Annotated in this window: 23 protein-coding genes; 12 read left to right on the top strand and 11 right to left on the bottom strand. The window is 36.7% G+C overall.

The genetic code is table 11. The annotated features are described in order from the left end of the window. Positions 1-18 precede the first annotated feature (18 nt). Positions 19-1,200: an acyl-CoA dehydrogenase gene (locus tag JHT90_RS13305; RefSeq protein ID WP_201091834.1), complete on the bottom strand. Its 1,182-nt coding sequence runs from the start codon at positions 1,198-1,200 to the stop codon at positions 19-21. 115 nt (positions 1,201-1,315) lie between these two features. Then, positions 1,316-1,780, bottom strand: coding sequence for a tRNA (uridine(34)/cytosine(34)/5-carboxymethylaminomethyluridine(34)-2'-O)-methyltransferase TrmL (gene trmL / locus JHT90_RS13300; protein ID WP_201091832.1), 465 nt, complete (start codon positions 1,778-1,780; stop codon positions 1,316-1,318). 139 nt (positions 1,781-1,919) lie between these two features. On the opposite strand from trmL, the gene JHT90_RS13295 reads away from it, so the two are divergent. The 5 genes from JHT90_RS13295 (at position 1,920) to coq7 (ending at position 5,442) form a co-directional block, all read left to right on the top strand. After that, complete coding sequence (locus tag JHT90_RS13295) at positions 1,920-2,603, top strand: response regulator transcription factor (RefSeq protein ID WP_201091829.1); 684 nt, start codon at positions 1,920-1,922, stop codon at positions 2,601-2,603. Next, positions 2,593-3,873: a sensor histidine kinase gene (locus JHT90_RS13290; RefSeq protein WP_201091828.1), complete on the top strand. Its 1,281-nt coding sequence runs from the start codon at positions 2,593-2,595 to the stop codon at positions 3,871-3,873. The genes JHT90_RS13295 and JHT90_RS13290 overlap by 11 nt, the downstream gene beginning before the upstream one ends. Before the next feature lie 191 nt (positions 3,874-4,064). Beyond that, positions 4,065-4,391, top strand: coding sequence for a hypothetical protein (locus JHT90_RS13285; RefSeq protein WP_201091827.1), 327 nt, complete (start codon positions 4,065-4,067; stop codon positions 4,389-4,391). A 25-nt stretch (positions 4,392-4,416) separates the two neighbouring features. Next, the gene (locus tag JHT90_RS13280; protein WP_201091826.1) at positions 4,417-4,758 is read left to right on the top strand and encodes a histidine triad nucleotide-binding protein; all 342 of its coding nucleotides are present in this window, start codon (positions 4,417-4,419) and stop codon (positions 4,756-4,758) included. Between the two features lie 36 nt (positions 4,759-4,794). Continuing rightward, the gene (gene coq7, locus JHT90_RS13275; RefSeq protein ID WP_201091824.1) at positions 4,795-5,442 is read left to right on the top strand and encodes a 2-polyprenyl-3-methyl-6-methoxy-1,4-benzoquinone monooxygenase; all 648 of its coding nucleotides are present in this window, start codon (positions 4,795-4,797) and stop codon (positions 5,440-5,442) included. 56 nt (positions 5,443-5,498) lie between these two features. Here coq7 and speD read toward each other — a convergent pair whose 3' ends face one another. Beyond that, a complete protein-coding gene (gene speD / locus JHT90_RS13270) occupies positions 5,499-6,311 on the bottom strand; it encodes an adenosylmethionine decarboxylase (protein WP_201091821.1) in 813 nt (270 codons plus the stop codon). Between the two features lie 194 nt (positions 6,312-6,505). Between speD and waaA the strand changes: the two genes are divergently transcribed. Together waaA and JHT90_RS13260 are read left to right on the top strand one after the other, a co-directional pair. Next, a complete protein-coding gene (gene waaA, locus JHT90_RS13265) occupies positions 6,506-7,774 on the top strand; it encodes a lipid IV(A) 3-deoxy-D-manno-octulosonic acid transferase (RefSeq protein ID WP_201091819.1) in 1,269 nt (422 codons plus the stop codon). A 6-nt stretch (positions 7,775-7,780) separates the two neighbouring features. Continuing rightward, positions 7,781-8,389: a CHAP domain-containing protein gene (locus tag JHT90_RS13260; protein WP_236253965.1), complete on the top strand. Its 609-nt coding sequence runs from the start codon at positions 7,781-7,783 to the stop codon at positions 8,387-8,389. Here JHT90_RS13260 and JHT90_RS13255 read toward each other — a convergent pair. From JHT90_RS13255 to JHT90_RS13235, 5 genes are all read right to left on the bottom strand, one after another. Beyond that, positions 8,386-10,680 (bottom strand): PqiB family protein, encoded by a 2,295-nt coding sequence (locus tag JHT90_RS13255; protein WP_201091817.1) that lies wholly within the window; start codon positions 10,678-10,680, stop codon positions 8,386-8,388. The genes JHT90_RS13260 and JHT90_RS13255 overlap by 4 nt on opposite strands. Beyond that, positions 10,673-11,314, bottom strand: coding sequence for a paraquat-inducible protein A (locus JHT90_RS13250; protein WP_201091813.1), 642 nt, complete (start codon positions 11,312-11,314; stop codon positions 10,673-10,675). Before JHT90_RS13250 ends, JHT90_RS13255 begins: the two co-directional genes overlap by 8 nt. Further along, entirely contained in the window at positions 11,292-11,951 is a 660-nt protein-coding gene (locus JHT90_RS13245) for a paraquat-inducible protein A (protein ID WP_201091811.1), read from the bottom strand. The genes JHT90_RS13250 and JHT90_RS13245 overlap by 23 nt, the downstream gene beginning before the upstream one ends. 85 nt (positions 11,952-12,036) lie before the next feature. Next, the gene (locus tag JHT90_RS13240; RefSeq protein ID WP_201091809.1) at positions 12,037-12,297 is read right to left on the bottom strand and encodes a 6TM ABC transporter family protein; all 261 of its coding nucleotides are present in this window, start codon (positions 12,295-12,297) and stop codon (positions 12,037-12,039) included. Between the two features lie 557 nt (positions 12,298-12,854). Further along, on the bottom strand, positions 12,855-13,280 hold the full coding sequence (locus JHT90_RS13235; RefSeq protein WP_201091806.1) for an OsmC family protein: 426 nt from the start codon (positions 13,278-13,280) through the stop codon (positions 12,855-12,857). Between the two features lie 183 nt (positions 13,281-13,463). Between JHT90_RS13235 and clpB the strand changes: the two genes are divergently transcribed. After that, positions 13,464-16,034 carry an ATP-dependent chaperone ClpB gene (gene clpB / locus JHT90_RS13230; RefSeq protein WP_201091804.1) on the top strand — a complete coding sequence of 857 codons (2,571 nt, stop codon included), beginning with the start codon at positions 13,464-13,466 and terminating at the stop codon, positions 16,032-16,034. Positions 16,035-16,092: 58 nt separating this feature from the next. Here clpB and JHT90_RS13225 read toward each other — a convergent pair whose 3' ends face one another. Beyond that, on the bottom strand, positions 16,093-16,437 hold the full coding sequence (locus JHT90_RS13225) for a winged helix-turn-helix transcriptional regulator (protein ID WP_330893005.1): 345 nt from the start codon (positions 16,435-16,437) through the stop codon (positions 16,093-16,095). Positions 16,438-16,553: 116 nt separating this feature from the next. On the opposite strand from JHT90_RS13225, the gene JHT90_RS13220 reads away from it, so the two are divergent. Beyond that, positions 16,554-17,090: an NAD(P)H-dependent oxidoreductase gene (locus JHT90_RS13220; RefSeq protein WP_201091802.1), complete on the top strand. Its 537-nt coding sequence runs from the start codon at positions 16,554-16,556 to the stop codon at positions 17,088-17,090. A gap of 78 nt (positions 17,091-17,168) precedes the next feature. Here the strand turns inward: JHT90_RS13220 and JHT90_RS13215 are convergent, their stop codons facing one another. Beyond that, positions 17,169-17,327: a hypothetical protein gene (locus JHT90_RS13215; RefSeq protein WP_201091801.1), complete on the bottom strand. Its 159-nt coding sequence runs from the start codon at positions 17,325-17,327 to the stop codon at positions 17,169-17,171. 76 nt (positions 17,328-17,403) lie between these two features. Then, complete coding sequence (locus JHT90_RS13210) at positions 17,404-19,002, bottom strand: hypothetical protein (RefSeq protein WP_201091800.1); 1,599 nt, start codon at positions 19,000-19,002, stop codon at positions 17,404-17,406. A 161-nt stretch (positions 19,003-19,163) separates the two neighbouring features. Between JHT90_RS13210 and JHT90_RS13205 the strand changes: the two genes are divergently transcribed. From JHT90_RS13205 to JHT90_RS13195, 3 genes are all read left to right on the top strand, one after another. Then, positions 19,164-19,589, top strand: coding sequence for a GFA family protein (locus tag JHT90_RS13205; protein ID WP_201091799.1), 426 nt, complete (start codon positions 19,164-19,166; stop codon positions 19,587-19,589). A 142-nt stretch (positions 19,590-19,731) separates the two neighbouring features. Further along, positions 19,732-21,123 (top strand): prephenate-dependent tRNA uridine(34) hydroxylase TrhP, encoded by a 1,392-nt coding sequence (trhP, locus tag JHT90_RS13200; RefSeq protein WP_201095901.1) that lies wholly within the window; start codon positions 19,732-19,734, stop codon positions 21,121-21,123. 36 nt (positions 21,124-21,159) lie between these two features. Further along, positions 21,160-22,914, top strand: a complete 1,755-nt coding sequence (locus tag JHT90_RS13195; RefSeq protein WP_201091798.1) for a carbamoyltransferase family protein — start codon at positions 21,160-21,162, stop codon at positions 22,912-22,914. Positions 22,915-22,948 lie beyond the last annotated feature (34 nt).

Genomic DNA, 22,948 nt, shown 5'->3' with positions numbered 1-22,948 from the left:
TCTGCTGTGGATTATCTATTAGTAGAATGCCTGCAAACCAGTTTGCGCACGACCAAGAATTAACGCATGAATATCATGGGTTCCTTCATAGGTATTTACTACTTCAAGATTGACTAAATGACGGGCAATACTGAACTCATCACTAATGCCATTACCACCTAACATATCACGAGCTAAACGAGCGATATCTAGTGCTTTACCACAAGAGTTACGTTTCATAATAGAAGTGATTTCAACCGCAGCAGTACCCTCATCTTTCATACGTGCTAAACGTAAGCAGCCTTGTAAGCCTAACGTGATTTCAGTTTGCATATCAGCTAGTTTCTTTTGGATTAGCTGATTAGCCGCTAAAGGACGACCAAATTGTTTACGGTCTAATACATACTGGCGAGCCACATGCCAGCAGTCTTCTGCTGCGCCTAAAGCCCCCCATGCAATACCAAAACGTGCAGAGTTCAAGCAAGTGAAAGGTCCATTTAATCCTCTAACATCAGGGAAAGCATTTTCTTCAGGTACAAATACGCTATCCATCACGATTTCACCTGTAATAGATGCTTTTAAGCCTACTTTGCCATGTATCGCAGGCGCAGAAAGACCTTTCCAGCCTTTTTCAAGGATAAAGCCACGAATCTTACCTTCATCGTCTTTTGCCCATACCACAAAGACATCAGCAATAGGACTATTGGTGATCCACATTTTATTGCCTGATAATTGATAACCACCATCTACTTTACGAGCGCGAGTTTCCATTCCACCGGGATCTGAACCATGATTAGGTTCAGTTAAGCCAAAGCAACCAATCCATTCGCCAGTGGCTAATTTAGGAAGATACTTTTGTTTTTGCGCTTCAGTACCAAATTCATTAATAGGTACCATTACTAAAGAGGATTGCACACTCATCATAGAACGGTAGCCTGAGTCAACACGTTCAACTTCACGAGCGATAAGGCCATAGCAAACATAATTTAAACCGCTGCCACCATAGGCTTCTGGAATAGTACAACCAAGTAATCCCGTTTCTCCCATTTCACGGAAAATATTAGGGTCAGTTGTTTCATTACGGAATGCATTGGAAACGCGGGGAGCTAATTTATCTTGGGCAAACTGTTGAGCAGTATTACGCACCATACGCTCTTCTTCAGTCAACTGCTGATCTAACAGTAATGGATCATCCCAAACGAAGCTCGCTTTATTAGTCATATATTAATCCTCGAGAATTTATTAATTATTTTTCAAGTCACCTATTTAGGTTAGATACTTAAACTAAAATTAAGTACAAGTTGTTATTGTCTAATTTGTTATTCGATAGTGCAAGCTAAGTTTTTAGTTTATAACCAAGTTGTTGCCATACCTGATAGCTTGCAATGGCTACCGTATTAGATAGATTTAAGCTACGACTATTGGGTTGCATAGGTAGCTTTACTTTTTGTTGAGGCTCAAGGCTATTTAAAATATCCATTGGCAAGCCACGTGTTTCAGGGCCGAAAAGTAGAGCATCACCTAATTGATACGGGACATCACTATAAATATGAGTTGCTTTCGTAGTAAAAGCAAAAAGCCTAGGATGATCTAGCGCCTCTAAACAGTCCTCTAAGCTATCATACTGTTTAACATTAGCGAACTCGTGGTAATCAAGCCCTGCTCGGCGTAAGCGCTTATCATCCAAGATAAAGCCTAACGGTTTGATGAGATGTAACTGGCAACCAATATTGGCACAAAGACGGATAATATTACCAGTATTGGGAGGAATTTCAGGTTGAAATAAAATGATATGAAACATAGCGTATAAAGATAGTTTTTAATATAGTGGACAAGTATAGCATTAAGCTGTTTTTTAATTAGAATGCTTTTAGCCAAAAATGTAAAAGATTTGTTAGAAAAATGATAAGTATAGTTTAATATTCTATAATAGGACTATTATGAAAATATTGGTTATTGAAGATAATAAAGACATTCTAATTAATGTAGTTGATTACCTTTCAATTAAAGGGTATGACGTTGATTGTGCGCAAAATGGCATAACGGGGCTTAATCTAGCGACTGAAAATTTTTATGATCTTATCGTGTTAGATATTATGTTGCCAGGGATGGATGGTTTAGAGGTTTGTAAATTATTGCGTTCTGATCCTCGTAAAACTGTACCCATTATAATGTTGACCGCACGTGACTCTATTGATGACCGAATAGCTGGTTTTAAAACAGGAGCTGATGATTATTTAATTAAACCTTTTGCCTTGGCCGAATTAGTGGCACGTATAGAGGCAGTGATTAGACGCTCTCAAGGTGTTGGCCAGTATTTATTACAGGTAGGTGATTTAATTTATAATTTAGATACTTTTGTGGTGCAGCGTGCAGGTGTTACGTTGAAGTTGACACCGTTAGCACTTAAGCTACTAGAGGTATTAATGAAAAAAAGCCCGAATGTTGTTCGTCGAGAAATTTTAGAACAACAAGTGTGGGGCGATGAAATACCTGACACAGATATATTGCGTAGTCATATACACCAATTAAGGCAGATTATAGATAAACCTTTTGATAAACCATTGCTTCATACCATACCTAAGCTAGGTTATAAATTAGCAGAGTCTGTTGATGCGCCTTAAACAACCTTTAAAAAAACGTATAGTTATTGCATTCTTCTTAATGACATTAATTGTTGCTGGTGTGTCTTCAATTAGTATTTTTCTTATTGTACATACATTAGAAGAGCATTTTGTATCACAAGGTTTAAGTGATAACCTTGAAGAGATTTTGAACAGTCAAATGTCCCATGAGAGGATTCAGAAACTCAGTCAAGATACGGATTTTTATACAACAGATCCACAAGCAAATTATCCTATTCCCGAAAAGTTTAAAAATATAAAAGATGGCTTCTCAGAAGTTATATTTAGAGAAGGGGCTGCTTATTATGCGTATAAAGAAACAATTGATCAGCAAAGTTATTTGATTGTTAAAGACCAAACTGAGTTTGAAACCCGTGAACAAATGCTACTCCTAGTAGTCTTTGTAGGATTTATTGGGTCATTAATTGTTTCATTAATTTTGGGTAAATTATTAGCTAACCGTATTCTGGCGCCTATCATAAAACTGGCAAAGGAAGTGGATAAAATAAATTGTACTAAAAATAAAGCAATCAATATATCCCTTAATAACCAATACGCAGATGATGAGGTAGGGCAACTAGCAACTGCATTTGAAAGAGCTTTTGGTGAATTACAATCTGCATTAGAAAGAGAGCGTTTGTTTACCAGTGATGTGAGTCATGAGCTGAGAACACCGCTAATGGTAATAGCAACTAGTTGTGAATTACTGTTATTAGAATCGAAAGAACTTTCCTCAGGGCAATTACAACAGATTAATAGAATTAGCACGGCTAATAAAGACATGAATGAATTAGTGCAAACATTCTTAATGTTAGCTCGTATCGAAAATAATCGCATAGTAGGGGATCAAACAACATTACTAAATTTAGCGAAAGAGCTAGCAGAAGTTTGGTCAGAAAAATTTAAAGAAAAGGGAATAGATTTTATTTTTGAGGTTAAATCCTCTACTAGCAACACCTACAACAAGACGTTATTAAAAACGGTGATCTCCAACTTACTACGTAATGCATGGCATTATACAGAGCAGGGAGAAGTAAGGTTAGTGATTGATGATGAGAGTTTCCTTGTTCAAGATACGGGAGTTGGTGTACCACAGGATAAGCAACAAGCTATTTTTCAGGCTTTTGTCAGAGGCAGTAATCGTGGTGAGGGCTTAGGCCTTGGTTTATCTTTAGTCAAACGGATTTGTACCCATCAACATTGGCAAGTGTATGTTATTTCTAGTGAGGAAATCGGTAGTATTTTTTCTGTTACGCTAGATAATGGCTAAATTGTAAGTAATTTATACCAGTTGAACATTATAGGGTGCGTAATTTTATTTCTGGTGGTATTGTTAATAAGCGTTATAATAACCAACTTTTTCAGTAAAAGATGAATGACATCTTGTCTATTTTAAGTGATAATTCTTATCATCAACTAAATTTATAATCGTTATAATTGTATGTACATGAGAGCTAAATAATGATGAAGCGTTTAACAATTGCACTATGGGTTATTTTGATTGTTGGTTTTACCACACAATGTGTTGCGCTCTATATGATTAGGTCTTCTTGCTATAATCAGACGATCGCCCAAGAAACCAAACAAGAAATTAGTTTAAAAAGAGGCGTTTGTGAGCCAAAACTAGAATTATCACTTGCGACGAAACGAATGGCTTTCCATTACTATATGACGCTAATTTATATTTTACCTGCATTATTTTTTATTTGTGTAGTGCTTACTTTTAAATTACGTGCTAGTAGAAGAAACCAAGAAGTAACCACTTCCCAAGATAAGATAAACTCTTAATAAGTAATTAGATGGAGATCAAATAATGGATGATTGCTTATTCTGTAAAATTATTAAGGGTGATATACCCTCTAAATTGATTTATGAAGATGAACAGGTTTATGCGTTTCACGATATTGATCCAAAAGCCCCTGTACATTTTTTAGTGATTCCTAAAAAGCATATTGCTACATTGGACGATTTACAGGAAGAAGATAAAGAAGTAGCAGGACATATCTTATTAACTGCTCAGCGTTTAGCTAAAAAGCTAGCGTGCGAGGAAGGATTCAGAGTAGTGATGAATTGCAATGAGTTAGGTGGGCAAACTGTCTACCATATCCATATGCATGTATTAGGACAGCGTCAATTAGATTGGCCACCCGGTTAGTAGTTAAATTTTATTCGATTTTATAACGAGGTCTCCATGGCAAATCAACGTCATTACACACCTGCTGATAAGTTATTAATGCAAGTGAATTCTGCTTTACGTACTTTGCTACCTTTTTCAGGATCGCCTTATCGTGTTTCGCCTGCTAAAACCCATACAGATGCTGATTTAACCGAGCAGGAAAGCAAACATGTTGCTGGCTTAATGCGGATTAATCACACAGGCGAAGTTTGCGCCCAAGCGTTATACCAAGGGCAAGCCTTAACAGCAAAGTTACCTGAAGTAAGAGAAGCCATGGAAAAGGCTGCTGAAGAAGAAATTGACCACTTAGCATGGTGTGAAGAGCGGGTAAGAGAGTTAGGACAAAAACCAAGTATTTTAAACCCATTATTTTATGGATTATCTTTTGGCATGGGTGCTGCGGCTGGTTTGATTAGTGACCGTTTAAGTTTAGGATTTGTGGCTGCTATTGAAGATCAAGTGTGCAAACATTTAGATGAGCATTTAGAACAAATACCTACTGATGATGAAAAATCGCGAGCTATACTAGAACAAATGCGAGTTGATGAAGAAAAACATTCTACTACTGCAATAGCCGCAGGCGGTATAAGGTTTCCAACACCTGTTAAGATGGGTATGACGTTACTTTCTAAAGTAATGACTAAAACCACTTACCATATCTAAATAAACCATATTTAAATAAATAGTAAAGCCCCAAATTTGGGGCTTTTTTATTGTTGCTAATTAGAGATTTTATTCTTTGGTATATTACGGCCGTAGAAAATTTCTAACATTTCATGACGTAAGCTGGCGCTGACTTTTTCGCGCTGTTGATCCGATAAATTATTAGTTGCGTCGCCAAATAGATAGTTTTCCAACACAAAATTTTTCAATAACATTTTGGTATGAAATAAATTTTCTTGATAAACATTTACATCCATCATTTGGTAATTAGTACGTGTATCTTCAGAAAGGTAATTCTGAATAGAATTAATTTCGTGATCAATAAATAATTTTTTACCTTCAATATCACGGGTAAAGCCACGAACACGATAGTCAACAGTAACGATGTCAGAATCAAACTGATGAATTAGGTAGTTAAGTGCTTTTAAGGGAGAGATCACTCCACAAGTTGAGACATCGATGTCTACACGAAAGGTGGCAATGCCTTCAACAGGATGAACTTCAGGGTAGGTATGAACAGTTATATGGCTTTTATCAAGGTGGGCTAAGATTGTGTCGCGTAATGGGCCTGGTGATTCAGTATCGTAATCAACATCAGTCTCCGCGACTGGCTGCTCTGAGATTAAGATAGTAACGCTAGCCCCCTGTGGATCATAATCTTGACGCGCAATATTAAGGATATTCGCCCCTATGATATCAACAACTTCGGTTAGTATCTGAGTTAGACGTTCAGCGTCATATACTTCATCAATATAGCGAATATAGGCTTGTTGGTCTTCATGGGTTTCAGCATAGCTGATATCATATATATTAAAGCTTAAGGTCTTGGTTAGATTATTGAATCCATATAATTTAAGTTTGCTATTCACTTATTGGTTAGACTCCTCTACAAAGCCAAAGTGTTGTACTTAGCTAAGTTAATTATATTGTATTATCGAGATAGGGTAGAACTATTTTTTAATGGATAATATTGATTAAAGTGTGCATTATGCAAATCTAGTCCTATATTTCAAGCCGTTTTTTAATGATAGACTGTTAATTATGATTATTTGTAGATAGATTAATGAACCGATTTCTTTATAGTGTATTATTTTATATGGCGCTACCTGTTATCACAGGGCGTTTGTTGTGGCGGGCTAGGAAAGCCCCAGCGTATAAGCAACGTATTGCTGAGCGTTTTGCATTTAAATTAAAAAATTTAAAGCCTCATGGTATTTGGATTCATGCTGTATCAGTAGGTGAAAGTATTGCAGCTGCGCCAATGATCAATGCACTGTTGCAAGACCATCCAGATTTACCTATTACCATCACATGCATGACCCCAACTGGCTCAGAGCGTATCAAGTCACTGTTTGGTGATAGGGTGCAACACTGTTATATGCCCTATGATGCGCCTTGTATTGCAAAACGTTTTCTAAAAAAGTTACAGCCTAAAGTGGCTATTATTATGGAAACAGAGCTTTGGCCTAACCATATTTTTTATTGCCATCAAAGGGGTATCCCTGTAGTTTTGGCTAATGCAAGGCTTTCAGAGAGATCAGCAAAAGGCTATGCTAAATTCCATAAAGTAACACGTCCGATGTTTGCATCAATCAATTGGATTGCGGTGCAAACTCAGTTAGAAGCTGATCGTTTTATTGAACTAGGCGCTCAACCAGAAAATGTTGCAGTGATTGGTTCTATTAAATTTGATATTAATATTGAATCAACGTTAACCAAAAATGCTGAAGAGTTGCGTAAAAAGTGGCAAAGCACTGATCGTCCTACATGGATTGCAGCGAGTACCCATGCAGGTGAAGATGAGATAGTTTTAGAGGCGCATCGCCAATTATTAGCACAATACCGTGATGGATTGCTTATTATAGTACCACGCCACCCTGAGCGATTTAAGGAAGTATTTGAGTTAACAGCCAAACATTTTAATACCATCAAACGCTCTGATAATACATGGGTAACTAATCAAACGCAGGTATTAGTGGGTGATACCATGGGTGAGTTACTGTTTTTATATGCATTAGCTGATATAGCATTTGTTGGTGGAAGTCTTGTTGATAATGGCGGACATAATGTTTTAGAGCCCGTAGCTTTACATAAACCCGTTATTTGTGGCCCACATCTATATAATTTTCAGGAAATTACTAATCAATTGCGAGAGGCTCATGCCTTAGCTGTGGTGAATAACTCTCAAGAGCTTTTTTTACAGCTTAAGCGATTATTTGAAAATCATGATTTAATTGAGGAAATGGTGCAAGGTGGCAACCAGATTATGCAACATAATCAAGGTGCATTAGAACGATTAGTACAGGGAATTAATCAACAATTAGTGAGTTAAAACAGGATGTTAAAGTTGTTTTTTAAAAACAAAAAGATAGTGATTTTCACTACCTTAAGCCTCCTTTTAGTGGTGATCGGTTATGTTACTGCTACTAAAGCTAATCTTAATCCTAACAAGCAAATAGGCGATATTGTTGATAATTTTAATGGTGTAAATGTTTACTATAATGGTGGTGTAGGGCATGTAGAGGGACGTAACATAACAACGGATGGTTATAATCTAGGTTTGAAATATCAATGTGTAGAGTTTATTAAAAGTTATTATTACCAACGTTTTCAACATAAAATGCCAGACTCGTATGGCCATGCTAAGAGCTTTTTTAACCCCTCTATTGCTTCTGGTACACTAAATCCACAAAGAAATCTTATGCAATTTACTAATGGTACTGTAAAACCACAAGTAGAAGATATTTTAGTGTTTGATAGTACTTTAACTAATCGTTATGGCCATGTAGCTATAGTTTCAAAAGTGACTGAAAATTCAATAGAGATTGTTCAGCAAAATCCAGGCCCTTTCAGCAGTAGCCGAGAAACCATTCTATTAAAAAAAGCAAACAATGGTTCTTGGACGATAGAAAAGCCTAATATATTAGGCTTTTTACGTAGGTCTTAAGGTTTTAATGGAATTTTAGGTGCCCATTTCAGCCATTGTTCTTTGGGTTCATCATGCAGTATGAAGAATCTACCTGCAGTGGCAGCATCGCCCATATTGGTTTCAGGTGTGGCAAAGGCGATACCTCCTGCCATAATGGTTTGTAATGATTCAGTCCGTACTTTCACTCCTTTGAAAAGGCCTGCATCAATACCAATGCCACTGGTATTCCAGAATTGAGAATTAACTTTTACCAAAGGTGCATATTTAGGTTCTATTAATATATCAATAAACACGCGATCAGCTTGTGGCGATAATTTAAAGTTAGTCACTTTACCAACAGGTATTTCTCGGTAAGTAACAGGCACACCAATATTTAATGATCCTCTGCGTGAAGCTGTTAATACAAGATATAAACCTTTTTCTTGTTGTGCTTTTACAGTTGGCGGCTCGGAGCGTACTTGGAAGGTTGTTTGTTTACTAGCAGAAGTAGTGCCTGGCAACACTTCAATATAAGAACCTGTAATGAGAGTACCTAAATTAGCCGTTTTTAATAAACCAAGTTCAGGTTTAACCACCCAAAATATACTGTTACTACGGCTAATAAGGTCATTACCCTGCGTTATACGAGCAGTTGCCGTGACACCTGATAAATCTTTGGTTAATGACATAGTTTCGACCACACCTATCTCTAAACCCCTAACACGAATAGACGTGCCTTCAGAAATGCCTTCTGTAGTATCAAGTTTTAAAGTAATAGTTGTACCCGCTGTTTTTGCTTTATCTTCACTGGTATAGAGAGGAAATGCTTTGACATCTTTAACGGGAGTTGCCTTGGGATTTGGCGTATCAAATGCTATACCACCTGCCAGTAAAGTAAGTAATGATTCACTTTTTACTTCAATACCAGACATGCCACCTTTTAAGGAAATGCCACTCACATTCCAGAAACGGGTAGAGGTATTCACTAATTTTGCGTATTCGGGTTCGATATGAATACCAATAATAACTTTTTGCGAGTCATGAGACAGTTGGTAACTTTGCACAGAACCCACTTTTAGTTGCCTGTAGAGAACAGGGCTACCGATATCTAGAGAGCCTAATTGCTGACTTTTTAGTACAAGATGTAAGCCTGGTGCATCTGTATTTAATGGCGGTGCTTTGCGACGTATAGTGAATTTTCTAGTAGGCTCACCTTTTTTGGAAAAACGAACTTCAATATAGTTACCTCTTACGATAGTCTCTAGACCAGAGATACCTGTAAGAGAAATAGAGGGTTTTACCACCCAGAATTCAGTACCTTCGTGGAGTAAGCCTTCTGTACGGGGGTCTAAACTTAGTTCAGCAGTAGCACCTGTGTAATCTTTATCAATTTTTATTTTGCGTAAAATACCTACTTGTACGCCCTGATTCATCACGGTTGTTTTATCTTCTGTTAAGCCTGATAATTCATGTAATTTTAGCTCAACTTTAATACCAGACTGTGCAGCTACATAATCTTCATAAAGTTTAAACGGTTTATCTGTATCAAGCGCAACATCTATGTCGTCTTGATCCTCTGGAGTATCAAAAGAAATACCGCCAGACACTAAGCTAATCAAAGAATCAGCATGTACTTTAAACCCAGAAAAGCCACCCGTTACAGTTATGCCACTAGCATTCCAAAAGCGTGTTTGTTGATTCACTAAATGTTCGTAAGGTTTATAAATAAGGACTTTAACTTTAATCGATTTTTGATCATCATCTAGTTGGTAGTTTTTAACTTCACCTACTTTAAGTTGTTTATAGTAGATGGGGCTACCTTTATCTAATGAGCCTAATTTATTGGCTTTTAGGGTTAGATGTAATCCTGGCGCATTATCTAACAGGGAGGGCGCTTCTTTTAACGCCACAAACTTATGACCCTGCTCACCTTCAACAGGTTCAACGGAGATATAAACACCTGAAACTATCGTTTCTAAACCAGTCACACCGCCTAAAGAAACTTTTGGACTCACTAACCAAAATAATGATTTTTTACCTAAATAGGGCGCTGCTTCTTTTTCAATTTCAAGGGTTGCTATTACCTTACGTGTGTCGGTATCAATGGTTAGATCAGTTACCTTACCAATCGCAATACCTTTATACATAACACTGGTTTTACTGGCTTGTATGCCGTTACCGTTTTCAAACTCAACTTTAACGGTTATCCCTTGGTTCTGATAAGACTGCCAACCTAGCCATAATGTCACTGCTAAGGCGACAATAGGAAGTAACCAAAAAGCAGATAAATTAGTTTCCTTTGATTTTTTGGCGTTTTCTAGTTTACTCATTCAGTGGTTTCTCATTATTTTCAATTTTTTCAACATGATCCCAAATTAAACGAGGATCAAAGGAAATAGCAGCCAACATGGTAATAATCACCACACTACCAAAGGCTAATGCACCCCAGTCAGCAGTAATAGTCGAAAGATTACCAAAATTAACTAAGGCAACCATAATGGCAATTACAAAAATATCCAACATTGACCAACGACCAATCCATTCGATAAAACGAAACATGATTGTGCATACTTTGGGCGGTAAATGTCGGCCACGTTGTACATAAATTAATAAAACCGCAAGGCCTAATAGCTTCATTGATGGAACTAAGATGCTAGCTGTAAATACCACACCGCCTACAAACCAATCGCCCATATGAATAAAGGTTAATACCCCTTCCATAATGGTAGAGGGAGTAGTCATGCCTAGATAATTAACCGTCATAATCGGTAGTAAATTGGCAGGAATATATAAAATAGTGGCGGTGATCAACAGTAACCACGTTCTCATAATCGATTGTGGACGCCTAATATGTAATGTTGAACCACAACGCCCACAAGGAGTATTTAGATCATCTATACTCGCTAAGTAATGACAGCTATGGCAGGTAATAATACCCTTATCAATCGCTCTTGTTGCTATCATTTATTTCTTCCAATAATACCCATGTTTGTGGTTGATTCATAACAATCTCTAGCCATACTTGGACAAACAACAGCATGATAAAACAAGCTAGCCCTACACCAATATGTAATTGAGCCATACCATGTAATTTGACAATTGAAACTAATATACCTAATAAATAAATTTCTAACATACCCCACTCTTTGAGTTGCTGATATGTTTTAAAAAAGATAATAGCCAGTACTTTACCTTTATTAGTGTAAATCGCTAATAAGACATAAAGCTGACAAAGAAGTTTACAAAGGGGAATAGCAAAGCCACACATTAATACTAATACTGAAATTGCTTCCATGCCAGAATGGTAAAGCCCAAGCACGCTATCCCATACAGATGCTTCTTGAGTTTGCCCCAAAATATCAATTTTCAGAATAGGTACAAAACTAGCAGGAATAAATAAAATAAGTGCTGTTAAAACAAGAGCTAATGCTCTTGTTACCATATTGCGTCGATAAATTTTTAATTTCGCCCCACAGCGGCTACAAGTAATCCGCTCATCATCTTGCAAATGATCACAAGCCATTAATAGATCACATTCTGGACAAGCAATTAAATCGCTTAGCGCAAGATCTGTATTTTGTTCACTAGGGGTATTTGGCATATTAAAATTAACTAACAAGATTGTATGTATAATAGCATTGTGTATGAATTAGTTAATAATATTATTTATTGAAGTCGGCATAACTTTATAAGGATTTGTTACTGTTATTTTTTCTTTTAGGCGTAAGCTTTTTACCATGTTGTATGGCTTGATTCTTTAAATAGTTTTCCGTGCCTGCGATCAAACTACCACCCTTAGTGATAATCTTGTTTAGTTTTTTATTAATAACATGTGCTATAAGAGAGACTACAACACCAATAACAGCCAGTAAAGCACCTACAATAATAGCTATCCAATAATTATTAAACAAAACAGCCAGCAATATACCTAATATAGCGCAAATCATCCCACCCCATTTAAGGAGTGCTATTAAAAGTAGGTAATTACCAATTTTACTAACATAAAGTTTTTTTAATGAGAGATTAAACATAGCCCGTTATAAATGCCATCCTACTGATAAATAATAATTTATTAAATAATGCTTAACTAAAAATTAATTATAACCTTATTTAAGGTTATTTTAAGCAATGTCAATCTATAGTAGTAGATTGCATAGCATATGAATTCGTCTAATAAGCGATGTCAAGTTTGTAAAAAAATAAAAGCAATTAATAGTAAGCTGTCTCATTTTGGGAGTAACAGCAGTTATCACTATATCTACCACAAATTTTGGTGCAGTTAACAAATTAGTTTGGATAGCTGGTAGTATTGTTTTTGTAGCTACTATGGTGTTTGTGAAGTGGGCTATATTTATACTAGCAGGTAGGGTAAGTAGTGGTTATCAATACAATAAAATTAATTGATGACAGTAACCAAGCGCAGTCTAAAATTAAATGGTGTAGTCTAATAAAGAATATGGCTTAATGGTTTATGGATCCCTTGAAGGGATCCATAGGATATTGATTAGTTAGCTAATTCTACAATTTCGTAGTCGTGTGTCACTTCAACCCCAGCCCGTCCAAGCATAATAGAAGCAGAGCAATACTTCTCAGCGGATAAATCAATAGCACGTTTAACTTGTGTTTCTTTTAAATTACGACCTTTAACAACAAAGTGTAAATGTATTTTTGTGAATACTTTAGGCTCTTCATCAGCACGTTCTGCCTCTAAAAAAACTTCACAGTCTTCTACGGCTTGCCGTGCTTTCTCTAAAATATTGATTACATCAAAATTACTACAACCACCTAAGCCAAGTAATAACATTTCCATTGGACGAATACCTATATTGCGTCCACCATGTTCAGGAGGACCATCTAATACCACTGTATGACCACTTCCCGATTCAGCTACAAATTGTCTTTCACCAACCCAACGTACTCTACCTTTCATTCTTACACCTAATAAAAAATAATCTATTATTGATCACTATAAACTATCCTAAAGAATAACATAAATCTACCCTTGAACTTTGCTATAAAAGACCTTATCTAATATTACATATTGCGAGCTATATTGATTTAACCAACATTAACTAAATATGGCTTAGCCCAAAAGTTAAAGGAGCGTCATTATATGCGTATAGACCGCTTTACCAGTAAATTACAAGCTGCATTAGCAGATGCACAATCATTAGCCATAGGCCAAGATAATCCTAATATTGAACCACTGCATTTATTTTCTGCGTTGTTAAATCAACAAGGTGGTTCAATTAAACCTTTATTAAGCCAAGTAGGTTTTAATGTAAACCAGTTAAACAGTGCTTTAGATAAAGCCATTGCTGATTTACCAAAAATCCAAAATCCAACGGGTGATATCAGTATTTCTAATGATATGAATCGGCTGTTAAACCAAGCTGACCGTTTAGCACAACAAAAAAATGATCAATTTATTTCTAGTGAACTAGTGTTATTAGCCGCCTTAGATAATAGTACAGCTTTAGGCAAATTATTATTAGGGCAGGGTGTTAGTAAGCAAGCGCTAGAAAATGCTATAGAAAACCTACGTGGTGGGCAAAGTGTTAACGATGCTGATTCAGAAGATAAACGGCAAGCACTAAGTAAATATACCGTGGATCTGACTAAACGAGCAGAAGAAGGCAAGCTAGATCCCGTGATTGGTCGTGATGATGAAATTCGAAGAACCATTCAAGTGCTACAACGTCGTACTAAAAATAACCCTGTGCTAATAGGCGAGCCAGGTGTAGGTAAAACAGCCATTGTTGAAGGGCTAGCACAACGTATTATCAATGGTGAAGTACCTGATGGACTAAAAGATAAGCGTTTATTAGCCTTAGATATGGGCGCATTAATTGCTGGCGCTAAATTCCGTGGTGAATTTGAAGAACGTTTAAAAGCAGTATTAAACGAACTTGCTAAACAAGAAGGGCGGATAATTCTATTTATTGACGAAATCCATACCATGGTTGGCGCAGGTAAAGCTGACGGGGCAATGGATGCCGGTAATATGTTAAAACCTGCACTAGCGCGTGGTGAATTACATTGCGTGGGTGCCACTACCTTAGACGAGTACCGTCAATATATTGAAAAAGATGCAGCGCTTGAGCGTCGCTTCCAAAAAGTATTGGTGGATGAACCTACCGAAGAAGATACCATTGCTATTCTACGTGGTTTAAAAGAGCGCTATGAAGTGCATCACGGGGTATCTATTACTGATAGTGCGATTATTGCTGCGGCTAAGTTGTCGCAACGCTATATTACGGATCGTCAGTTACCCGATAAAGCCATTGACTTAATCGACGAAGCGGCTAGCCGTATTCGTATGGAAATTGACTCTAAACCAGAAGCACTAGACCGTTTAGAGCGTCGTCTTATTCAATTAAAAATTGAGCGTGAAGCGCTTAAAAAAGAACAAGATGAGCCTGCTAGATTACGCCTTGAAAAATTACAAGGTGATATAAGCCATCTTGAAAAAGAATATGCTGATCTTGAAGAAGTATGGAAATCTGAAAAAGCAGGCGTACAAGATACTGCACAGATTCAACAGCAAATTGAACAAGCCCGTACTGAGTTAGAAAATGCTCGTCGTAAAGGCGATCTTAATAAGATGGCAGAATTACAGTATGGTACTATTCCAGATCTTGAAAAGAAACTGGATGAGGCGGTTAAAAACACTGAAAATCAGCCAGAAAATCGCCTGTTACGCAACAAGGTAACCGAAGAAGAAATTGCTGAAGTTATTTCTAAATGGACGGGTATTCCTGTATCGAAGATGATGGAAGGCGAACGTGAAAAACTGCTACATATGGAGCAGGATTTACATAAGCGTGTTATTGGTCAAGATACTGCGGTAGTGGCGGTATCCAATGCGGTGCGTCGTGCTAGAGCTGGTTTATCTGACCCTAATCGTCCCAGTGGTTCGTTCTTATTCTTGGGGCCAACAGGGGTAGGTAAAACTGAACTTTGCAAAGCTTTGGCAGCGTTCTTATTTGATACTGAAGACGCAATGGTGCGGATTGATATGTCCGAATTTATGGAGAAGCATTCAGTAGCTCGTTTAATTGGTGCGCCTCCAGGCTATGTAGGTTATGAAGAAGGTGGTTACTTAACCGAAGCAGTACGTCGTCGCCCTTACTCAGTGATATTGATGGATGAAGTGGAAAAAGCCCATCCCGATGTATTTAATATCCTATTACAGGTATTAGAAGATGGTCGCTTAACGGACAGCCAAGGTCGTACTGTTGATTTCCGTAATACCGTAGTGGTAATGACATCTAACTTAGGGTCTGCACAAATTCAAGAGCTTGTAGGTGATAAAGAAGCGCAAAATGCAGCGGTAATGGATGCAGTAAATAGCCACTTTAGACCAGAGTTTATTAACCGTATCGATGAAGTGGTTATCTTTGACCCATTGGCTAGAGAGCAAATTGCGGGAATTGCTGAAATTCAACTCAGTCGCTTACGTAGCCGCCTAGTAGAGCGCGATCTAGATTTAGAACTAGATCAAGCAGCAATGTATAAATTAATTGCAGTTGGTTTTGACCCTGTGTATGGCGCACGTCCACTAAAACGCGCTATCCAACGTTGGATTGAAAACCCATTAGCGCAACAAATTTTGGCAGGTAAATTTATGCCAAAATCTACTATCCATGCAACGGTTAAGGATGATGAGATAGTATTTGAATAATACTAGTTTAATAAACTAACTATAAATAATGGGTAGTTCCAACAAAGTGGACTACCCATTATTTTAATCGATGCTGTTTGCCCCAATTACACATCATATCTAATACGGGGATTAATGATTTGCCTCGTTTTGATAAACTATATTCCACTTTAGGTGGGATTTGTGGGTATTCTTTTCTAATAATTAATTGATCTTTTTCTAACTCTTTTAAAGTGGTACTTAATGTTTTAAAAGAGATAGTACCTATACAGCGCTTAAGTTCATTAAAACGCATTACAGGTTGGTTTTCATTTAGCCAATACAACACGATCATTTTATACTTGCCACCGATTACTGCCAATGTATAGCCAAAATCTGTATCTTCTAATTTGCTACCTGTTGGACTACAAGGATTAATTGCCAATTATACTCTCCTTTAAGATAGTATATAACATTATTGTGCGTACTTCATTCATAGTAAATCATACCATATACTGCTGTGGTTAACGTCATTGTTATATATTTTTAAGGAGCTTTAGTATGAAAACATTAGTGGTGGTGACACATCCTAATATTGAGAATTCTAAGATTAATAAATGTTGGCTAGAAGAGTTAAAAAAATATCCAGAGCGATTTACAGTACATGAACTTTATAAAGCCTATCCAAATGGCGTTATTAATGTAGAAAAAGAACAGCTTTTAATTGAACAGCATGCAGCCTTAGTATTGCAGTTTCCTGTTTATTGGTTTAATTGTCCACCGTTATTAAAGCAGTGGTTGGATGAAGTATTTACCTATGGTTGGGCTTATGGACAAACAGGTGATAAATTAACCAATCGTAAGGTGGCGCTTGCTGTATCAGCAGGTATTAAAGAACAAGATTTTAGTAAAGAGGGGCGTTATCAATATACGTTACAAGAGTTGTTACGTCCGTTTGAAGTCACTATGAAATATGTGCATGCAGATTATCAGCCTTTGTTTGCTTTTTATGGTGCTGAATACGAGCTTTCTACTCAAGAAATTGAGCAAAGTGCTAAAAATTATATGGAGTTCTTGCAAAGAATTATTGAAAGCTAGTATATATTGAAGAAAATTTGAAAGTATAAAAAAAGCGTTATTCAATGCGTAACGCTTTTTTGTTTATTATTTAAACATTTAACTTAATAAATGCATAATACAGCGAATGACCCCAACAGGGAAAAATAGAATATCCAAAATTGCCCAAATGATTTTGCTGGCTTGTATATCTTTAATACAAGCATAAATACACATAATAATACCAATAGCAGCAAAAATAGAACCACCCATAAACATAATAGTTACCTCTTTATAATAGTTGTAGTTAGTTTAAGGAGGAGATGAGTTACTGAAAATTGGCAATAGGTAGCAGTTATTTGTTTACTAAACTTTGTAAAATAGAATCTAGTGCCTTACTTAAATAATAATCTCGATCTGATACAGCTTCATTGGCTAAAGCTGAATAACTTTTTAATGAGTTAGATGAGCTATTAAGGGTTTCATAACTAGCTTGTAAGTATGTGGGATAGTTACCTTCATAATAGGTATGAATAATAGATGAGGATTTAGTGACTTCAAAAGACTCTGTCATATTTAATTTATTAGTAACCTTTAAAACAACCGTTAAAGTATATATTCTTTCAGACTTTTCTTTAATCTCTTCATATTGATAGTTTTCGTCTTCAAACTCATCAATGGAAATAATACTTTTATACTCATCAGTATCTTTATAGTAAGAAGCATCAATTGCAATATCGCTAGTGGCGGAATTATTAACAATATTAAAATCATCAGATTCTTTTAAAAGAAAATAAATTGCTTTATTAATATCACCAATTGGAAATAGGTAGACATTTACCATACTCAGTGATTTTTCTTTTTGGGCTAATGAGTAACTATCTTTAAAGTTACCATAGGCTTGATAAGTTGTATACGCTAGTTGGAAATACGATGCTGCTTCTTTGTGTTCTTTTTTTGTTTTAGCATATTTACTTATAGATTGTGCCTTTTGATAGTATTCTTCAGCTCGCATTTTTCTCCAAACTTCATCATATTTTGCAGCTAGAAAATAACTATCTTTGAAATCACCATAAGGTTCATAAATTAAATAGGCATTATGATAAGCTCTACTTGCACTTTCATAGTCTTGTAAGGATTTTAAGTGGGTAGCTAGTTTTTGTCCCTGTTTATAGAATTGATTGGCTTCTTCTTTACGCCAAATCTCATCATATTTATTAAATAGTGTTTTACTATCTTCATAGTTATCGTGTTCTTTATAACTATTTAGGGTTTTTTGTAAATATTGGCTAGCAGTTTTATACTCTCCGTTATTAATTGCTTGTAAAGCTTTTTGATAGTAACTCTCAGTGATTTCACCAGAATAGTTGAGTTCGTTTTCTTCCATTAAAATGGCCATATCTTTATAGTTATAATATTGCAGTCCTTCTTGATAAATCTTAGCTCTAACTAAATAATCTTCCTTATTATAAATATAATGTTTATTTCCCTTTAAATAATATTGTTCAGCAATATTTTGATTTATATCCGCTACTGTTAAAGGAATATTTGTCTTCTTTTTAGTATCAATAGATAGTTTTGATCTATCTATAGCGGACAGAATTGTTGGATTTAATCCAGCATTATCTAAGGCGGAAATTATAGTTCTCAAATTTTTATATCTCACTATTCCATAATCATCCTTATTTATTTTGGTTGGAGAGAATGGAGCTAATATTTGTGCATTATAAATATTATTATTTATGGTATTAATCATAAATGTTGCACGACTATCATCACTGAAATCTCTAAGAAACTCGATAGCTGTAAGTGAGCTATTTACATAATCATTATGGCGATTATGTTGTATGACTTTATTGTAAAGTTGAGTTTTTTTTATCTCTTGGGAAATACTGCTACAAGAGATAATAGATAATAAACTTACAACCACTAGTAAAAATTTTATCTTTTTCATTGTTTATTACCCTATCTAAAACAATTGTTTTAATAATAGCTAATATTTACTTAAGATTGTGTATTAATTATGTAAAGGATAAGTAAAGAATTTTTGACAAAATTCATTGTGATTTATGCTAATTTATTAAATTGCTAAGCCATCTTCAAAAAGAGAATAATATGAAAAAAACAATAGAAGTCTCAGGTAATTGTTTATGTGGAGCGGTAAAGGTAAGTGCGAAAATTTCTAACCAGCTAGGAGCTTGCCACTGTGGATTTTGTAGGCATTGGGGTGGTGGTCCTTTATTCTGTGTAGATTCTGTGGAAATGCCTCAATTTGATGGAGAAGGAAATATTGCTGTTTATTCATCTTCAGAATGGGCAGAAAGAGCTTTTTGCAAATGTTGTGGTAGCCATTTGTATTATCAGTTAAAAGGTGAAAAAGTCCATTACAGTTTATCTATTGGTCTCTTTGATAATCTGCAGGATATTGAGTTTATCTCACAAATCTATATTGATAAAAAGCCTGATTATTATACCCTTGCGAATAATACTGAAAAGTTAACAGAGGCGGAAGTAATAGCTTTGTATTTTCCAAAAGAATAGAAAATCATTAAAAGAGGCTTTTTTAAATAGCCTCTATTAAATATAAATAATCCGAAAAGGTTACTTATCATAGAGAAGTTCTACCTTTCTCCATAACCTGCTACAATATATCGTTTCTAATCCTTGAATTAATTATTGAATGATGAATACTTCCAAAACTGAGTTACTTTGCCCAGCAGGTACACTTAAAGCCATGCGTTATGCCTTTGCTTATGGCGCAGATGCAGTTTATGCAGGGCAGCCACGTTATAGTTTACGGGTGCGTAACAATGAGTTTGACCACAAGAATTTAAAAGTGGGTATTGATGAGGCTCATGCTCAGGGAAAGAAATTTTATGTGGTGGTTAATATTGCGCCCCATAATGCCAAATTAAAAACCTTTATTAAAGATTTAGAGCCAGTGGTGGCTATGCAACCAGACGCCCTTATTATGTCCGACCCAGGGCTAATTATGATGGTGCGTGAGCGTTTCCCTGAAATGGCTATCCACTTATCAGTACAAGCCAATGCGGTAAATTGGGCAGCGGTTAAATTTTGGCATCAAATGGGTTTAACCCGCGTTATTTTATCCCGTGAGTTATCACTGGAAGAAGTAGAGGAAATCCGCCAACAAGTACCTGATATGGAAGTGGAAGTATTTGTCCATGGTGCGTTATGTATGGCTTACTCTGGTCGTTGTCTGCTGTCTGGCTATATGAACCACCGTGACCCCAACCAAGGTACTTGCACCAATGCGTGCCGTTGGCAATATGGGGTAGAGCAGGGGAAAGAAAACGAGCTAGGAGAAATTGTTAGCGATAAGAAAATCGAAGCAGTTAATATCGTAGAACCAACCCTAGGGCAAGGTAAGACTACCGATGAAGTCTATATTCTCCGTGAAAAAACTCGCCCTGAAGAAGAAATGACTGCCTTTGAAGATGAACATGGCACCTATATTATGAACTCGAAAGACCTCCGTGCAGTACAGCATGTGGAGCGTTTAGTAAAAATGGGTGTGCATTCATTAAAAATCGAAGGGCGTACTAAATCCCATTATTACTGCGCCCGTACTGCACAGGTGTATCGTAAAGCCATTGATGATGCTGAGGCTGGTCGTCCTTTTGATAAGTCACTAATGGATACTTTAGAGTCATTGGCTCATCGTGGTTATACCGAAGGCTTTTTACGTCGCCATGTACATGATGAGTACCAAAACTATGAACGTGGTACTTCGGTTTCAGAAAACCAACAGTTTGTGGGTGAATTTACCGGTGCACGTCGCGGTAATCTAGCTGAAGTTTATGTAAAAAATCGCTTTGCAATAGGCGATAAAGTAGAAATGATGACCCCACAAGGTAATCTACACTTTACCTTAGAGCAAATGGAAAATACCAAAGGTGAAGCAGTAGAAGTAGCACCAGGTGATGGGCATATTATGTATATACCTATTCCTGAAGCAGTTGAATTAGAATATGCATTATTAATGCGTTATTTAGACAGTGGTAATACCAAAAATCTGCCTGTAAAAGATAAAGTGGCAGTTGCCAATAAATAACGTTATTGAGATAAATTGAGATAATGAGGTAATACGGTGGCATTAACAGTTCTTGGCCTATCTGGGGCGGTAAACCATGACCCTTCTGCAGCACTTTATATTGATGGTAAGTTAGTAGCCGCCGTAGAAGAAGAACGTTTTGTTCGTGATAAACATGCAAAAGGTCGTATGCCTTATGAGTCGGCTAAATTTTGTTTAGATCAAGCAGGCATTACCCCCGCTGATGTGGATGTGGTTGCTATCCCTTTTGCACCTATCAGTATCTTTGATAAAGCCCGTTGGCACTATGCCAAACGCTATTGGTATGCACCAGACCGTGCCTTAGATGCCATTTTAAATGGTAATCGCCGTTATCGCCGATATTACAAGCATATACAATGGTGTTTAGTGCAATTAGGGTTTGATCTTAAAAAAACTAAAATACAACCAGTAGAGCATCATTTGGCTCATGCTTCCAGTGCTTACCATTGCTCAGGCTTTCAAGAAAAAACCGCTATTTTAGGGATTGATGGTAAAGGCGAATACGCCACCACCTTCTTCGGTTATGGCGAAAATGGCAAAATCCATAAAATTAAAGAGTTTTATGATCCAGACTCACTAGGTGGTCTATACGGTGCGCTTACTGAATATCTAGGCTTTGATATGCTCGATGGTGAGTTTAAAGTAATGGGTATGGCCCCCTATGGCGACGCTACTAAATACGACTTCTCCCGTTTAGCTAAGTTTGAAAATGGTGAATTAACCATTAATACTGATTACGCTAATGTGATTGGTTTCCGTCGCTATAAAGAAAAGGGCAAAGGCTACTACTTTTCACCAAAACTAATTGAATGGCTTGGTCCTAAGCGTGAAGGCGATATTGCAGATGACCCCTATGTACATTATGCAGCAAGTATCCAAGCCTTATTTGAAAAAATATCCCTAGAAATGATGGACTACTACCTTGGGGATATTATTAAAGAAACAGGTAAAATTGCTTTTGCTGGTGGTTGTGCGCTTAATGTAAAACTTAACCAAAAGATTATTGAACGTCCTGAAGTAAAAGAACTATTTGTGCAACCTGCTTCCAGTGATGCTGGTACTGCAGTAGGTGCGGCGGCTTATGTTTCTACCCAAATGGGTAAGCCTGTAGAAAAAATGGAACATGTTTATCTAGGCCCATCCTATAGCAATGAAGAAGTCATTGCAGCTTGTGCGGCGCACCCTAATAAACCTGTGTGGAAAAAAATTGATAATGTTTGTGAACGTATCGCTAAAATTTTAGCGGATGGTAATCCTGTATCATGGATGCAAGGTCGAATGGAGTTTGGCCCTCGTGCCTTAGGTGCTCGCTCAATCTTAGGTTGCCCAAGCGTAGCAGGTGTGGCAGATAAAATTAACGAACAAATTAAATTTCGTGAAAGATGGCGCCCCTTCTGCCCATCGATGCTCGATACCGTAGCACCACAAATGTTTAAAATCGACCATCCAGCACCCTTTATGACTTTTACCTTTGAAGTTAATGAAGAATGGAAAACCCGCGTGCCTGAAGTAGTACATGAAGATGGTACTTCCCGTGCCCAAGCATTAAAGCGTGAATTTAACCCTCGTTATTACGATATGATGAAAGAGCTAGAAAAACTAACAGGTAACGGTGTAGTACTCAATACTTCCCTTAACCGCCGTGGTGAACCAATGGTTTGCTCTCCAACCGATGCCTTAAATATGTTCTACGGCTCTGATCTACGCTATCTAATTATGGAAGATATCTTAGTGGTTAAAGAAGGCATGGATTGGTACGATAATATCTAGTTATCTATCTGAATAGTAAGCAGAATAAAGCAGG

This window comes from Entomomonas asaccharolytica, from assembly GCF_016653615.1.
In the GTDB taxonomy this organism is placed as follows: Bacteria; Pseudomonadota; Gammaproteobacteria; order Pseudomonadales; family Pseudomonadaceae; genus Entomomonas; species Entomomonas asaccharolytica.
The sequence above is the reverse complement of the archived record's forward strand: the minus strand, read 5'-3'. Positions and strand labels throughout refer to the sequence as shown.